Here is a 14,102-nt window from a genome sequence, read left to right on the forward strand (position 1 = left end):
CTCTCTTTAGTATTGAGAGAGAAGCGAGTATGTTCCAGAAGGCGAAATTTTATTGAAACCCTTACTTACTTCAATAAAATTTCGCCTGTCATTTCCTCCGGGATTTCGACACCCATCATAGTAAGAATGGTCGGTGCAAGGTCTCCAAGTTTGCCATCTTTGACTTCCAGTCTATCCTTCCCGTCCACCATAATGATGGGTACTAGGTTAGTGGTATGTGCAGTGTTAGGGGACCCATCTTCATTGATCATCATGTCACTGTTGCCATGGTCAGCTATGACGATGGTACTATATCCGCTTTCCAAGGCTTGGTTGATGACCTGTTCGGTGCATTTGTCCACTGCCTCACAGGCTTTGACGGCAGCATCGAATACTCCTGTATGTCCCACCATGTCTGCATTGGCAAAATTGAGACAGACAAAGTCCACCTCTTTTTTCTTGAGCTCCACGGTGATTTTGGAAGCGATTTCGAAGGCACTCATCTCTGGCTTAAGGTCATATGTTGCGACTTTTGGGGATGGGCATAGGATTCTGCTTTCTCCTTCAAATTCTGTTTCCCTTCCTCCTGAAAAGAAAAAGGTTACGTGCGGGTACTTTTCTGTTTCTGCAATTCTTATTTGCTTTTTGTGGTGCTTTTCAAGCACTTCTCCTATGGTATTGTTTAGATTGTCTTTTTCAAAAAGTACCTTGACCCCTTTGAAAGTGTCGTCATAGTTGGTGAAAGTTATGTAGTGCAGGTTTAGTTTCTTCATATGGTAATCCTCAAAATCAGTTTGAGTAAGTACCTGTGTGATCTCTCTTCCACGGTCTGTTCTGAAATTGAAGTTGATCACTACATCTCCTTCTTCAATCAAAGCCATTGGTTTATTTTCTCCATTAACTTGTACGATTGGACGGATAAATTCATCGGTAACTTCATTGGAGTATGATTTTTGGATAGAGGCGAGTACATCTTTTGATTTTTCACCCTCTCCTTTGACTAATGCGTCATAGGCAAGTTTGACTCTTTCCCAGCGTTTGTCCCTATCCATGGCATAATACCTTCCTACCACTGAGGCGATATCACCCACTGAGTGTTGAAGGTGTTCTTTTAAATCTTTTAGATAAAGTACACCGCCTTTAGGATCAGTGTCTCTTCCATCAGTGAATGCATGGATAAATGCTTTTTCTATGCCATTGGCTTTGGCAGCGTCACAAAGGCCTTTGAGGTGGGCTATATGCGCATGTACTCCACCGTCTGAAACGAGGCCAATAAAGTGGATTTTCTTCCCGGAGCTTTTGGCGTATTCGAATGCTTCCACCAAAACCGGATGCTTGTTAAGGTCACCTTCCTGAACTGCTTTGTTGATTTTTACGAGGTCCTGATAAACCACCCTCCCGGCACCGATATTCATATGTCCTACTTCAGAATTGCCCATTTGCCCCTCGGGGAGTCCTACTGCCAGGCCTGAGGCATCCAGTTTGGCATGTGGGTATTTTTGGTAAAGACTGTCGATAAAGGGAGTCTGGGCTTTGTCTATGGCTGAAACTGTTGGGTTGGTCGCCAAGCCCCAACCATCTAAAATCATCAGTATTACTTTCTTTTCCATCTCTTCAATATGCTAAAGGTAAAAGTTAAAATTAATCCGCCGTAAAAATGCTTATTCTTTGGCAAGCCCCCAAAACATGAGGGACTTTAATTTGTCTGAAAAATGCAAATTACAAAAGGTTTGATGATGTTTTCGATGTGTTTTGGGTAGATTTTACTGAATCTTGTTTTTTGGCTTAATATTTGTTTTTTCAGCAAGCCGTGAAAAAAACAGTTTCCATATTAGTCATTTTTGTATTGATCTGCTCCCTTGCGGTAGCGGGCCTTGAGTACCGTTCCAATGACAGTATTGATGATATTGCATCTACTTTCAGGTATGGGTCCAGCAAGGATTTGGCGAGATTTTTTGATCAGGGGATTGATATCAATATCACAGGAAACCAAGGAGATTATTCCAAAAGTCAAGGAGAATTGGTAATGAGGGATTTTTTCAAAAAATTTCCGCCCATTGATTTTTCAATAGTACATAAGGGGAATGGCTCCGAGCAGGTGATCAATTATATAGGCTCTTATAAGTCAGACGGTTCGGAATTCAGGATTTTTATCCGAGGCAAAAAAGCGGATACCGGAATCAAAATTTACGGCCTTGATATCATGAAGGTATAAGCTGATCCGTCAAAGCTGCGATTATTTTTCTAATTTTGTCGGGTGAAAAATATACCCTACCTCAGCAAAGAACACATTCTGGAGTTTATAAGACAGGCCATTTTAGAAGATGTAGGCCCAGGAGATTATTCTAGTCTAGGCTCCATTCCTTCAGGCCAGAAAGGCCAAGCTAAGCTTTTGATCAAAGAACCCGGTATAGTAGCTGGACTTGAGTTGGCCAAAATGATTTTTGAATATTATGACCCCAATCTTCGGGTAGAAGTACTGTTGCAAGATGGGGATACTGTGGCAGTAGGTGACATTGGACTCACCGTAGAGGGTGATGCCGTTTCCATCTTAAGTACTGAAAGACTAGTGCTCAACTGTATGCAAAGAATGAGCGGTATCGCTACCAAAACCAATCGGCTTTCAAAGTTGATTTCTCATACCAAGGCAAAACTTATGGATACGAGAAAGACTACTCCGAATTTCCGAATGATGGAAAAATGGGCTGTAGTCCTTGGTGGAGGTCTCAATCACAGGTATGCACTCTACGATATGGTAATGCTCAAAGATAATCATGTTGATTTTGCGGGAGGAATTGCGCAAGCCATCAACAATACGAGAAGCTTTTTGGAGAAAGAGGAGCTTGATCTCAAAATTGAAGTAGAGACAAGAAGCCTCGATGAAGTGCAGCAAGTACTGGATACAGGTGGTGTTGACTTTATAATGCTGGACAATATGGACTATGAGACCATGAGAAAAGCTGTGAAAATGGTAAATGGAAGGTATCCACTCGAAGCCTCAGGAGGAATTACCGAAGACACCCTTAAAGATGTGGCAGAATGTGGGGTTGACTTTATATCTGTCGGCGCCCTTACCCATCAGGTGAAAAGTATGGATATAAGCCTTAAGGCTTTTTAAAGCTGGTCTTAATTGAGATATAAAAAAATGGCCTGACATTGCTGCCAGGCCTTAAAAAATTACTCAAATTAATCTTTGGAGGCGAAATCAGGATAAGCTTGCATGCTATGTTCGTTGATATCAAGACCTTCAAGCTCTTCTCTTTCATCCACCCGGATTCCAATACTTCTTTTCATACTGAAGAACAAAAGCCAGCTGGTGGCAAAGCAGAAAGCACCTACCACTGCTATTCCAAGAAGTTGGGAAAGTACTTGGCTCATGCCAGCCAGGTCTCCAAAAAGACCTACTGCCAAGGTTCCCCAGATCCCGCCAAGTAAATGGACGGATATGGCACCCACAGGGTCGTCAATTTTGATTTTATCAAACAAGACAACGCCAAATACGACGATAATTCCTCCTATAAATCCGATAATAGCTGCTTCACCTACACCCATTAGGTCTGCTCCTGCAGTGATGCCTACAAGACCTGCCAGAATTCCGTTGAGGACCATGGTGATGTCATAGGTTTTAAATTTCCAATAGGAAGCAAACAAGGCCCCAAAAGCTCCTGCAGCGCCTGCAATAGCAGTGGTGACAAATACTTTGGAGACTTCACCTGGATCTGCTGAAAGTACTGATCCGCCGTTAAAGCCAAACCATCCAAACCATAGTAAAAATACACCTATTGTGGCCATTGGTATGCTATGTCCAGGTATTGGCTTCATACCTTTTTCGGTGTATTTTCCCAGTCTTGGTCCCAAAAGGAAAGCTCCCACAAGTGCTCCCCATCCGCCTACTGAATGCACAATGGTAGATCCTGCAAAATCATAAAAAGGAGTATCCAAGCTGTCAAGAAATCCTCCGCCCCACTTCCACATACCTACTATGGGGTAACAGATGCCTACATAAAGTATAGAAAAGAAGATAAATGGACCAAGTTTGATCCTTTCAGCTACAGCGCCTGACACGATGGTAGCGGCAGTTGCGGCAAACATGGCCTGGAAAATAAAATCAGTGTAAAAGGTGTATCCTTCATCATAAGCCGCAGTGTCCCACCCATCAGGTAGACTCAGCCCAAGGCCGGATAGTCCAAAAAACCCACCCGCAAAAGGATCGCCGGGGTACATCAGGTTAAACCCGATAAAGGCGTAGGTCAATATGCCGATGGCAGGGATGATGGTGTTCTTAAAGAGTATGTTTACGGTGTTTTTTGCCCTCGTAAGGCCTGCTTCCAGTGCTGCAAATCCCAGGTGCATGATAAACACCAGGATGGTAGCGACCAGCACCCAAAGGTTGTTGATGGTAAATATTTCTTGGTTCATAGGTTTGATAATGTTTTGATTCTAATGAGAGATTTTAGACTTGGGTCTTTATGCGGAGTGAATGATTCCAAGGAGAAAGTTTTACAAAGCTTCTTCACCTGTATCATTATTCCGTATTCTATAGGCTTCTAGGGCTTCGTAAATGAAAATTTTACCGTCACCCACATTGCCGGTTCGTCCATTGGCCAAAATGCACTTGATGACGCCCTCTACCAATGTTTCCGGAACTACCACCTCAATTTTGGTTCTTGGAATATAGGCCGGTTCGTAGGCTATTCCCCTGTAAGTCTGTGATTTTGGATGTTCCATTCCCATTCCTTTCACCTCATAGGTGGTGAGGAATTTTACACCCAAACCAAGGAGACATTCATGGATCTCCTCAAATTTTGATGTTCTAATGATTGCTTCGATTTTTTTCATTTTAGTCAATAATTCGAATGGTTTAATAGGTTTTTCGTGCTAATCTAAGGTAAAATTTGAAAATAAAGTAATTATGGTTTAAAAAATAACTCAAAATGATTAAAAAAGTGTAAAAATGATCTAATCATGGTGTTTTTGAGCCTTAAAATTGTTTGGTGAGCAAAAAAATTATCAAAAATGATGTAAAATGAAACCTTTTCGAAGTTGTAGGGTGGAATATATGCTCATTTAAAATAATCCTTGGGCTTCCTTTGTAAGAAAATGGAAAGGGCTAAATTTGAGACTTTAAAAAAAATCTAAGCGATGAAAAATAAACCAACACTTTTAGTTTTGGCTGCCGGTATGGGTAGCAGGTATGGAGGAAACAAGCAAATAGACGGCTTCGGGCCAAATGGTGAGACAATTCTTGAATACTCAATTTATGATGCGATCAGAGCAGGCTTTGGAAAAGTCGTTTTGATCGTTCGGGAAGAGATTCTTCAGACAGCAAAGGATCTTCTGTTGCCCAAAATCCAAGGTAAAATAGAAATTGACTTTGTACTTCAATCTATCAAAAGCTTTGTACCGGAGGAATTTCAGAATCCTGATAGAGTAAAGCCTTATGGTACAGCACATGCAGTATTGTGTGCCAAGGATGCCATAGCTGAGCCTTTCGCTGTGATCAATGCAGATGATTTCTATGGTAAGGAGGCTTTTGAGGTGCTGGGTAAGTTTCTTAGCGAAGGTGTACAGCCCAACCTTCATGCGATGGTAGGATATGCAATAGAAAATGTGCTATCTGAAAACGGGACTGTCTCAAGAGGGGTATGTGATATGAATGATTCCAATCAGCTTACGGGAATGGTAGAACGTACTTCCATCTCTAGGGAAGATGAAAAAATAATTTCCAAAGGAGAAGGAGAAGTGTTGGAAATAAAAGAAGGTACTCCTGTGTCCATGAATTTCTGGGGTTTTCATCAAGCGGTTTTTGAAGACATTCAAAGAATGTGGGAGGAGTTTTTACCTGCCAATCAGGAAAATCTCAAGTCTGAATTCTTCATTCCTACAGTGGCCAATAATCTGATCAAAGAAGGAAAGGCTGCTTTTGAAATCCTGGAAGGAGGAAAAACATGGTTTGGGGTAACGTATACCGAGGACAGGCCTGTGGTCATCAATGCACTTAAAGAAATGCATCAAAAAGGTGAATATCCCGATCAATTGTGGGGATAATGCTCAAAAGAAGCTGTTCACTAGAGCAGTTTCTTTTGCTTGTAGGGTTTATTGATTTGAGTGGAATTCAAGATTCTTTAGCAGTTGATTTTTAATCTAAGCCCTGATTAATTAATTTCATGGGATAATTTGATTTATTTATCTCCAATTTTATCTCTCACCCCTTTATGAAAAAAATATTCTTTTCCACTTCCCAGTTTATGCCGGCCGTAGGCCTGGCACTTCTCAGGATAGGTTCTGCACTTATGATGATCACCCACGGGTGGTCCAAAATCTCCAATTTCAGCAATAACCTGACAACATTCAGAGATCCTATAGGGCTGGGCCCAGCTGTTTCATTGCAGTTGGCTATTTTTGCTGAATTCTTTTGTGCAATCCTGTTGGCAATAGGTTTTTTGACAAGACTTTCTCTAATTCCGCTAATTTTCACCATGGGTGTGGCAGCATTTATAGTGCATGCAGATGACCCATTTTCTACGCAAGAGAAAAGTCTACTTTTCTTATTGATATTTGTGGTGTTGATGTTTTTGGGTCCGGGAAAGTATTCTGTGGATGCCCAGATCAAAAAAAGCAGAAAATATTAACTCCAGTCTGAAACCTGTCCTTTCTCAATCCAGAAAAAGCGGCTCTTCGCATCCATTTGCTGCAAGATGCTTTTGGATCTTTCTGGCCTTGCATCAGTGATAAACAGCTGCCCAAACTCATGGGCAGCTACAAGGTTCATGAGTTTTTCTATTCTACCATCATCAAGTTTGTCAAAAATGTCATCCAACAAGAGGATAGGTTTGGTTTTTTTGTGGCTGAAGAAAATCTGAAACTGTGCAAGTTTGAGGGCAATCACAAATGATTTTTGCTGTCCCTGAGATCCAAATTTTTTGATGGGATAACCATTGATTTCAAATACAAAATCATCCTTATGTATCCCCATGTTGGTTCTTTTGAGGATAAAGTCCTTTTTGGCAGATGCCCCGAAATCTACTTCAAAAGATTCAGATAGGCATTGGGTCTCGTAGGCAATGCTTATGCCTTCCTGCTCACCTGATATGATGCCATAATTTTTTTTCAATAGCGGTTCGTATTCCTTTAGGAACCCAAGCCGTGCTGAAGAAATATGTTTAGAAAGCTGAATGATTTCCCTATCATACGGCTCAATGAATGTTTTTTCCCACCGACCTTTCTCCGCAAACTGTTTTACAAGCGCATTTCTCTGCTTAAGGAAATGTTGGTACCTGACCAGATTTTCAAGATAGCCTTTATTCATCTGACAAAGCATGTTGTCAAAAAACCTGCGTCTTTCTTCACTGCCGTTTTTGATCAGATCTGTATCGTCGGGAGCTATCATGACCACTGGCAAAAGCCCAACATGATCGCTCATTTTGTCTACAGCTTTCCCATTTTTTAGTAGCTGCTTTTTTTTGCCCGATTCAAAAATGCACCTGATTTCTATTTCTTTGCCTTCCAGGTCGAAGTCTCCAAAAACAGTAAAAAACTCTTTGTCATGGAGTATATTTAAATTGTCCACTCCATTGAGGGCACTTTTGGTAAGGCAGAGATAATGTATGGCATCCAGAAGGTTGGTCTTACCGCTTCCATTGATCCCGACCAAACAGTTGATTTCATCTGAAAAATTCACCTCTGCTTTTGGGTAATTTTTAAATTGCTGAAGGCGGATTTTTTTAAGATGCATCTTGGGTATTCTGAAGGGTTTTTGACTATTTTCGCGTTTGGCCTGAATTTTCGACCCATTTGCTTATATTTGGGCCTAATTTAGCATATTTTACTATAATCGATATGGCAAAAAAGAGTACTGCCAGCAAGGCAAAAGCGAAATATTCCAAAGATACATACGCATATTGGTATGAAAGCATGCTGTTGATGAGGCGTTTTGAAGAAAAAGCCGGTCAATTGTATGGACAACAAAAAATCAGAGGTTTTTGTCACTTATATATTGGTCAGGAAGCCTGTGCTTCAGGCGCAATTACTGCCTTGGAGAAAGACGATAAATGGATCACTGCTTACAGAGATCATGCCCACCCGCTTGGCTTGGGTACAGATCCAGGTGCTGTGATGGCAGAATTGTACGGAAAAGCTACAGGTACCACCAAAGGAAAAGGTGGATCCATGCACATATTCGATAAAGAAAGAAATTTCATGGGTGGGCACGGTATTGTAGGCGCCCAAGTACCTATGGGGCTTGGAATCGGATTTGCTGAAAAATATAAGGGAACCAAAAACCTGTGTATCTGCTATATGGGAGATGGTGCTGTGAGACAAGGTGCAGTCCATGAGGCATTCAATCTCGCCATGTTGTACAAGACTCCTGTGATCTTCGTGATCGAAAACAATGGCTATGCAATGGGTACATCTGTGGCCAGAACTTCCAATGTTACTGAGCTATACACTATTGGTGAATCTTATGACATGCCTTCTTTCCCTGTAGATGGAATGAATGTGGAAGCTGTGCATGAGGCTGTGGCCGAAGCAGCTGAAAGAGCAAGAAAAGGAGATGGGCCTACACTTCTTGAATTTAGAACTTACAGGTACAAAGGTCACTCTATGTCAGATCCTCAGAAATACAGGACTCGGGAAGAAGTAGAGGAGTACAAGCAGAAAGATCCCATCGAGCAAGTGAAGAAAACCATTTTGGACAACAAAATCCTTACTGAGGAAGAAATCGCCAAAATTGATGAAAAGGTCAAAAAACAAGTGGCTGATTCAGTGAAATTTGCTGAAGAATCCCCATGGCCTGAAGGAGAAGATGCATTCAATGATGTATATATGCAGGAGGATTATCCTTTTGTGATGGAATAATATAAATCAAAAGAATCAACCATGGAGGTCTGCCAGATCTTCATGGTTGATTTTTTTTAGATGTTTGTGAATTAAGTAAAAGCTTTATATTTGCGGCTGCAAAAAATATTAAAATGGCGAAGAAAGATCAAAAAAAGGCACCTGAAGCAGAATATGAACTTCTGGAAAAACCGGAGGTTATTGCGAGCAGACTGGAAAGAGGTGAAGCCTTTGTTAAGAAAAATTCAAAAATCTTTGGCGGAATCCTCATTGGTGCCATCCTTATAATTGCTGGAATTTTATACTTCCAGATTGATAGACAAAACAAAGACAAAAAAGCCCAGGCAGAAATGTTTCAGGCCGTGTATTATTTTGAGCAGGACAGCACTGACTATGCACTTAATGGAGACGGTTCCAATCCTGGTTTTCTTAAAATTGTAGATCAATACAGTGGTACCAACTCTGCCAATCTTGCCCATTTTTATATAGGATCTATTTACCTTTCTGAAGGAGATTTCCAAAAAGCTGTGGATCACCTTAAGAAATTTTCTTCCAATGATTATTTCGTTCAGGCAAGAGCATATTCCCTGATCGGTGATGCTTACCTTGAGTTGGGCAATACCAAAGACGCCATTTCCAGTTACAAAAAGGCAGTAGATCACAAGGAAAACAAACACTTTGCACCAAGATACCTAAGCAAACTTGCCATCGCATATGAAGAGGCAGGAGATATAGATAATGCGATCAAAACTTGGGGAACAATTGAAGACAAGTATTTCGAATCTTTCGAATTTACCAATGCACGAAAGCATAAAGCCCGCTTGGAAGGCCTTGCCTCTAAGTAATGCTTTGTCATATATAGCATTTTACAAAGAGTAAGGCCTTCCGGTCTTACTCTTTTTTTATAATGTACCATCTAAAAACAAACATGATATGGCCACTTCTTTAAAAAGCCTGAGTCAGTATTCTGACAAAAACATCCTGGATGTATCTGACAAGAAATTCGGGATTGTCGTTTCAGAGTGGAACGATCAGGTCACCGAATCTTTGTTTTCCGGAGCAGTAGAAACATTGCTAAAGCATGGAGCCAAAAAGGATAACATTTTCAGGAAAAATGTTCCAGGTTCATTTGAGCTTACTTTAGGCGCCCAATGGCTGGCCGAATTGGATGAAATTGATGCGGTGATTTGTCTGGGCTGTGTGATTCAGGGAGAAACAAGGCATTTTGACTTTATTTGTGATGCAGTAGCGCACGGGATCACCAATGTTGGATTGAAATTCAACAAACCGGTGATTTTCGGAGTTCTTACTCCCGACACTTTACAACAGGCGCTGGATCGGTCTGGGGGCAAGCATGGCAACAAAGGAGACGAAGCTGCCATTACAGCCATCAAAATGTTGGGATTTTAAGTTTTATGCTTTTAAAGGAACTGCTTCTCAGACCTTACGTCTAAATACTCTGATCTATTAATAACCTTACCTATTTTAATACCCTATGAAAATCATGAAATTCGGAGGGACCTCCGTAGGAAAGCCTGAAAGAATGCATCAGGTAAAGGACCTGATTACCCGTGACAACCAGAAGAAAATAGTGGTTTTGTCTGCTCTTTCGGGTACCACCAATGCCCTTGTCGGTATAGGTGATGCTTTGGCCGAAGCCAATAAGGACCTTGCCAAAAAGAGAATTGATGACCTGCACAAACACTATCTGGCTTTTTATAAAGATCTTCTCAAAACCGATGCGGCAAGAGCAAAAGCTGAAAAAATCATTAAGGAACATTTTGAGTTTTTGAACATCATACTGAAAATATCCTTTAATGAGGCCATCAATAGGGATATTTTGGCTCAAGGGGAGCTTTTGTCTACGAAGCTTTTTTATACCCTTTTGCAGGAAATGGATGTACCTGCGGTATTTTTGCCGGCACTGGATTTTATGAGTATTGATGAAAACAATGAGCCTGAACTTAAAAAGATTTCTGATAAGGTAAAGGTCATACTTGCCAATTATCCTCAGGACAGGATTTTCATCACACAAGGATACATCTGTAAAAACCATCGAAACGAGGTAGATAACCTCAAGAGAGGTGGGTCAGACTATTCGGCTTCTCTTATTGGTGCTGCCGTAAGTGCTGAAGTAGTCGAAATCTGGACTGATATAGACGGAATGCACAACAATGACCCAAGGGTAGTGGATAAAACAAGGCCTATTGCCCAGCTTTCTTTTGATGAAGCTGCTGAATTGGCCTATTTTGGCGCTAAGATTCTCCATCCGGCTTCTATCTGGCCGGCTCAGCAATACAACATTCCGGTCAAATTGCTCAATACCATGGAACCTGATGCTGTGGGTACTACCATCACAGCAAAGGAAATGGGGACAGGGGTAAAGGCACTGGCTGCTAAAGATGGCATTACTGCCATTAAAATAAAATCAAGCCGAATGCTTTTGGCTTATGGTTTTCTGAGGAAAGTTTTTGAAGTTTTTGAAAAAAACAGAACGTCCATAGACATGATTACCACTTCGGAAGTTGCGGTGTCTCTTACTATCGATGACTTGTCACATCTGAAGGAAATCACAAAAGAGCTGGAAAAGTACGGTACCGTTGAAGTAGATAAAAATCAGACCATTATTTCCATAGTGGGAAACATGATCGCCGAGTCCAAAGGAACCATTGCCAATATTATGAACTGCCTTGAAGATTATCCTCTTAGAATGGTTTCTTATGGAGGCAGCAGGCACAATGTATCCATATTGGTAGATGCCAAGTATAAGAATGATGCCCTCAAAAGCCTCAATGATGGGCTTTTTGATTGGAATTGATAAAAAAACTCCGGCTTTCTAACCGGAGTTTTTTTATAACCTCGCCAGCCATCTTGCCAAGATCACGTCATGTACCAGATAGGAATCTTGATCGTAGATGACCATTTCCTGTTTTTCCAGTGCCTTTAAAGCAGAGCTTACTGTGCTAATAGCCCCGAGCTGATGTTTTTTGGCAAACTTCCTGCTTGTAGGGCTTTTTTTACGAAGATTTCATTACGAACTATTCGAGATTTATTTATACTTTTTTGATTTCAAAATCATTTGCTCCAATAATGTAATTGCTTTGGGTAAGTTTCAGCATTTTACCCAAATTTGGGCATGAAATATATAATTAGCCTCAAGGTATTGTTGATATTCAGTCTGACTGCATTGGCACAGCAGCAGTATGTGACCCTTTTCGAAGAAAGTGACGGCACAAAGACTCCTGAGTATAAGCAAGTGATTGCTTACTTTCAGTCATTGGCCAGAGATTTTGATGAAGTCAAAATGGTGGAAATGGGTATGACAGACGCGGGTTTTCCGCTGCATATAGTATTGTATGACAGGGAACAGGTTTTTGATCCTGCAAAATGGCATGAGGCCAAGCGTCCTGTTTGGTTGATCAATAATGGGATTCATCCGGGCGAACCTGATGGGATAGATGCCTCAATGATGTTCCTGAGAGACCTCTTACAGGGGGAGCAAGATTTGGCCGATGAGGTGGCATTGGCCATTATACCGGTGTACAATATCGGAGGACATCTCAATAGGGGCTCACACAGCAGGGTTAATCAAAATGGCCCTGAAGAATATGGCTTTAGGGGAAATGCAAGAAATTTTGACCTGAACAGGGATTTTATAAAAGCGGACACAAAAAATGCCAGGTCTTTTCAGTTGATTTTCAATTGGCTTCTGCCCCATATTTTTGTGGACACCCATGTCAGCAATGGCGCGGATTACCAACATGTGATGACTTTGATTTCTACCCAGCACAATAGACTTGGAGGTAAGGCCGGGGAGTATCTTTTCAACAGTCTGAATCCACTGCTTTATTCCAAAATGGAATCCAAGGGTTTTCCCATGATCCCTTATGTAAATGCATGGGGTGGAAAGCCTGAAAACGGCTGGTCCCAATTTAAAGATTTGGGAAGGTACAGTAGCGGCTATGCAGCCTTGTTCAGTACTTTGAGCTTTATGCCGGAGACCCACATGCTTAAAGCATATAAGGAAAGAGTAGCATCTACTTACAGTATTTTTGAGGCTTTTGCAGAGATTCTCAACGAAGAGGGGGATGTGGTAGTCGAAAAAGTTTTGGCAAATAGGGAAAGTCAAAAAGACAGAGAGGTTTTTGAACTGAACCACGTTCTCAATAAGGAAGAGCATAGCTTGATCACCTTTCTAGGCTATGAGTCAGGTGAAAAACCCTCCGATATTTCCGGGCTTCCCAGGCTTTATTATGACAGGGAGCAGCCTTTTACCAAAGAGGTAAAGTTTTTTGATAAGTATGAAGCAGGACTTGAGCTCACCAAACCAGAAGCTTATATCATTCCTCAAGGTTGGTACACTGTCATAGAAAACCTTCAGAGAAACGGTGTGCAGCTTCAACAGCTGGAAAATGACACTACCATTCGGGTGAGCATTTATGAGATCAAGGATTTTCAAACCGCCTCCAGGCCATTTGAAGGGCATTACTTGCACTCCAACACCCAAGTGGAAAAGTTGGAGGATAGGATACGGTTTAGAAAAGGGGACTATATGGTTGTGATGGATCAGCCTGCCAACCGGTACATCGTAGAAGTCCTGGAGCCTCAGTCAGAGGACAGCTTTTTCAACTGGAATTTTTTTGATACTATCCTACAGTCCAAAGAAGGTTACTCTGCGTATGTTTTCGAAGACCTTGCCAATGAATTTTTGGAAGAGCATCCCAGGATGAGGCAGGTGTTGGAGGAAGAAAAAGCAAAAGATGAGTCATTGGCAAATAGTGCAGCGGCCCAGTTGAGATGGGTCTACGAACGTTCACCTTGGAAAGAAAAGGAACATAATCGATATCCTATTTTCAGGTTGGAAAAAAGGTGACACTATTTTCAACGGAATTTGTTAAGCTAAAATGGAACAGGAAAACAAAGCAAACTTTCTGGAAAGACTACAACGTAAGTGGAACTTGAAAAGTCTCCGCCAGGTAATACTGGTTTTAGTGGTCTTTGCCTGTACTGGTTTTACCATTCTTTTTATCAAAAAACCTATTTTCGATTTTTTGGGAATAAGTATGGAGCGTGGGGGATTTTGGAAGACAGTATTGTATTTGCTTCTCGTTTTGCCACTATATCAGATAATCTTATTGATGTGGGGGTTTGTATTTGGGCAGTTTGATTTTTTCTGGGAAAAAGAAAAACAGTTTTTCAGGAGGATTTCAGGTAAAAGCAGTAAAAAGAAGGGGAAGTATCAGTAGTTTTTAGTTTCAGGTGTGAATTTTATCCAAAATTCCTGA

At 41.2% G+C, this 14,102-nt stretch carries 14 protein-coding genes; 10 read left to right on the top strand and 4 right to left on the bottom strand.

The features are described from left to right. Positions 1-65: 65 nt before the first annotated feature. Positions 66-1,589: a 2,3-bisphosphoglycerate-independent phosphoglycerate mutase gene (gene gpmI / locus EGN73_RS07560; protein ID WP_219287949.1), complete on the bottom strand. Its 1,524-nt coding sequence runs from the start codon at positions 1,587-1,589 to the stop codon at positions 66-68. Between the two features lie 200 nt (positions 1,590-1,789). On the opposite strand from gpmI, the gene EGN73_RS07565 reads away from it, so the two are divergent. Both EGN73_RS07565 and nadC read left to right on the top strand, forming a co-directional pair. Further along, positions 1,790-2,194 carry a DUF4783 domain-containing protein gene (locus tag EGN73_RS07565; RefSeq protein WP_219287951.1) on the top strand — a complete coding sequence of 135 codons (405 nt, stop codon included), beginning with the start codon at positions 1,790-1,792 and terminating at the stop codon, positions 2,192-2,194. Positions 2,195-2,236: 42 nt separating this feature from the next. After that, positions 2,237-3,097, top strand: a complete 861-nt coding sequence (nadC, locus tag EGN73_RS07570; RefSeq protein WP_219287953.1) for a carboxylating nicotinate-nucleotide diphosphorylase — start codon at positions 2,237-2,239, stop codon at positions 3,095-3,097. 68 nt (positions 3,098-3,165) lie between these two features. Here the strand turns inward: nadC and EGN73_RS07575 are convergent, their stop codons facing one another. Together EGN73_RS07575 and EGN73_RS07580 are read right to left on the bottom strand one after the other, a co-directional pair. Then, positions 3,166-4,398, bottom strand: a complete 1,233-nt coding sequence (locus tag EGN73_RS07575; RefSeq protein WP_219287955.1) for an ammonium transporter — start codon at positions 4,396-4,398, stop codon at positions 3,166-3,168. An 81-nt stretch (positions 4,399-4,479) separates the two neighbouring features. Next, entirely contained in the window at positions 4,480-4,818 is a 339-nt protein-coding gene (locus EGN73_RS07580; RefSeq protein ID WP_219287957.1) for a P-II family nitrogen regulator, read from the bottom strand. Positions 4,819-5,121: 303 nt separating this feature from the next. On the opposite strand from EGN73_RS07580, the gene EGN73_RS07585 reads away from it, so the two are divergent. Together EGN73_RS07585 and EGN73_RS07590 are read left to right on the top strand one after the other, a co-directional pair. Continuing rightward, positions 5,122-6,027 (top strand): nucleotidyltransferase family protein, encoded by a 906-nt coding sequence (locus EGN73_RS07585; protein WP_219287959.1) that lies wholly within the window; start codon positions 5,122-5,124, stop codon positions 6,025-6,027. Positions 6,028-6,194: 167 nt separating this feature from the next. After that, on the top strand, positions 6,195-6,611 hold the full coding sequence (locus EGN73_RS07590; RefSeq protein WP_219287961.1) for a DoxX family protein: 417 nt from the start codon (positions 6,195-6,197) through the stop codon (positions 6,609-6,611). Here the strand turns inward: EGN73_RS07590 and recF are convergent. Continuing rightward, positions 6,608-7,714, bottom strand: coding sequence for a DNA replication/repair protein RecF (gene recF / locus EGN73_RS07595; RefSeq protein WP_219287963.1), 1,107 nt, complete (start codon positions 7,712-7,714; stop codon positions 6,608-6,610). The two genes, EGN73_RS07590 and recF, sit on opposite strands and share 4 nt — an antisense overlap. Positions 7,715-7,818: 104 nt before the next feature. On the opposite strand from recF, the gene pdhA reads away from it, so the two are divergent. The 6 genes from pdhA (at position 7,819) to EGN73_RS07625 (ending at position 14,063) form a co-directional block, all read left to right on the top strand. After that, positions 7,819-8,838: a pyruvate dehydrogenase (acetyl-transferring) E1 component subunit alpha gene (gene pdhA, locus EGN73_RS07600; protein ID WP_219287965.1), complete on the top strand. Its 1,020-nt coding sequence runs from the start codon at positions 7,819-7,821 to the stop codon at positions 8,836-8,838. Positions 8,839-8,951: 113 nt separating this feature from the next. Further along, positions 8,952-9,662: a tetratricopeptide repeat protein gene (locus EGN73_RS07605; protein ID WP_219287968.1), complete on the top strand. Its 711-nt coding sequence runs from the start codon at positions 8,952-8,954 to the stop codon at positions 9,660-9,662. A gap of 88 nt (positions 9,663-9,750) precedes the next feature. Next, the gene (gene ribH / locus EGN73_RS07610; protein ID WP_219287970.1) at positions 9,751-10,227 is read left to right on the top strand and encodes a 6,7-dimethyl-8-ribityllumazine synthase; all 477 of its coding nucleotides are present in this window, start codon (positions 9,751-9,753) and stop codon (positions 10,225-10,227) included. 85 nt (positions 10,228-10,312) lie between these two features. After that, complete coding sequence (locus EGN73_RS07615; RefSeq protein ID WP_219287972.1) at positions 10,313-11,635, top strand: aspartate kinase; 1,323 nt, start codon at positions 10,313-10,315, stop codon at positions 11,633-11,635. Between the two features lie 318 nt (positions 11,636-11,953). Further along, positions 11,954-13,690: a M14 family metallopeptidase gene (locus tag EGN73_RS07620; protein ID WP_219287974.1), complete on the top strand. Its 1,737-nt coding sequence runs from the start codon at positions 11,954-11,956 to the stop codon at positions 13,688-13,690. Between the two features lie 31 nt (positions 13,691-13,721). Next, a complete protein-coding gene (locus EGN73_RS07625; RefSeq protein ID WP_219287976.1) occupies positions 13,722-14,063 on the top strand; it encodes a DUF6787 family protein in 342 nt (113 codons plus the stop codon). Positions 14,064-14,102: the final 39 nt, after the last annotated feature.

Source organism: Arthrospiribacter ruber, from assembly GCF_019343195.1.
GTDB lineage: Bacteria > Bacteroidota > Bacteroidia > Cytophagales > Cyclobacteriaceae > Arthrospiribacter > Arthrospiribacter ruber.

Excerpts from the sequence above, each read along its gene's own strand:
- EGN73_RS07590 (WP_219287961.1), top strand. The coding sequence starts at position 6,195 with ATGAAAAAAATATTCTTTTCCACTTCCCAGTTTATGCCGGCCGTAGGC.
- EGN73_RS07615 (WP_219287972.1), top strand. The coding sequence starts at position 10,313 with ATGAAAATCATGAAATTCGGAGGGACCTCCGTAGGAAAGCCTGAAAGA.
- EGN73_RS07575 (WP_219287955.1), bottom strand. The coding sequence starts at position 4,398 with ATGAACCAAGAAATATTTACCATCAACAACCTTTGGGTGCTGGTCGCT.
- EGN73_RS07620 (WP_219287974.1), top strand. The coding sequence starts at position 11,954 with ATGAAATATATAATTAGCCTCAAGGTATTGTTGATATTCAGTCTGACT.
- ribH (WP_219287970.1), top strand. The coding sequence starts at position 9,751 with ATGGCCACTTCTTTAAAAAGCCTGAGTCAGTATTCTGACAAAAACATC.
- recF (WP_219287963.1), bottom strand. The coding sequence starts at position 7,714 with ATGCATCTTAAAAAAATCCGCCTTCAGCAATTTAAAAATTACCCAAAA.
- EGN73_RS07585 (WP_219287959.1), top strand. The coding sequence starts at position 5,122 with ATGAAAAATAAACCAACACTTTTAGTTTTGGCTGCCGGTATGGGTAGC.
- gpmI (WP_219287949.1), bottom strand. The coding sequence starts at position 1,589 with ATGGAAAAGAAAGTAATACTGATGATTTTAGATGGTTGGGGCTTGGCG.
- pdhA (WP_219287965.1), top strand. The coding sequence starts at position 7,819 with ATGGCAAAAAAGAGTACTGCCAGCAAGGCAAAAGCGAAATATTCCAAA.
- EGN73_RS07605 (WP_219287968.1), top strand. The coding sequence starts at position 8,952 with ATGGCGAAGAAAGATCAAAAAAAGGCACCTGAAGCAGAATATGAACTT.
- EGN73_RS07625 (WP_219287976.1), top strand. The coding sequence starts at position 13,722 with ATGGAACAGGAAAACAAAGCAAACTTTCTGGAAAGACTACAACGTAAG.
- EGN73_RS07580 (WP_219287957.1), bottom strand. The coding sequence starts at position 4,818 with ATGAAAAAAATCGAAGCAATCATTAGAACATCAAAATTTGAGGAGATC.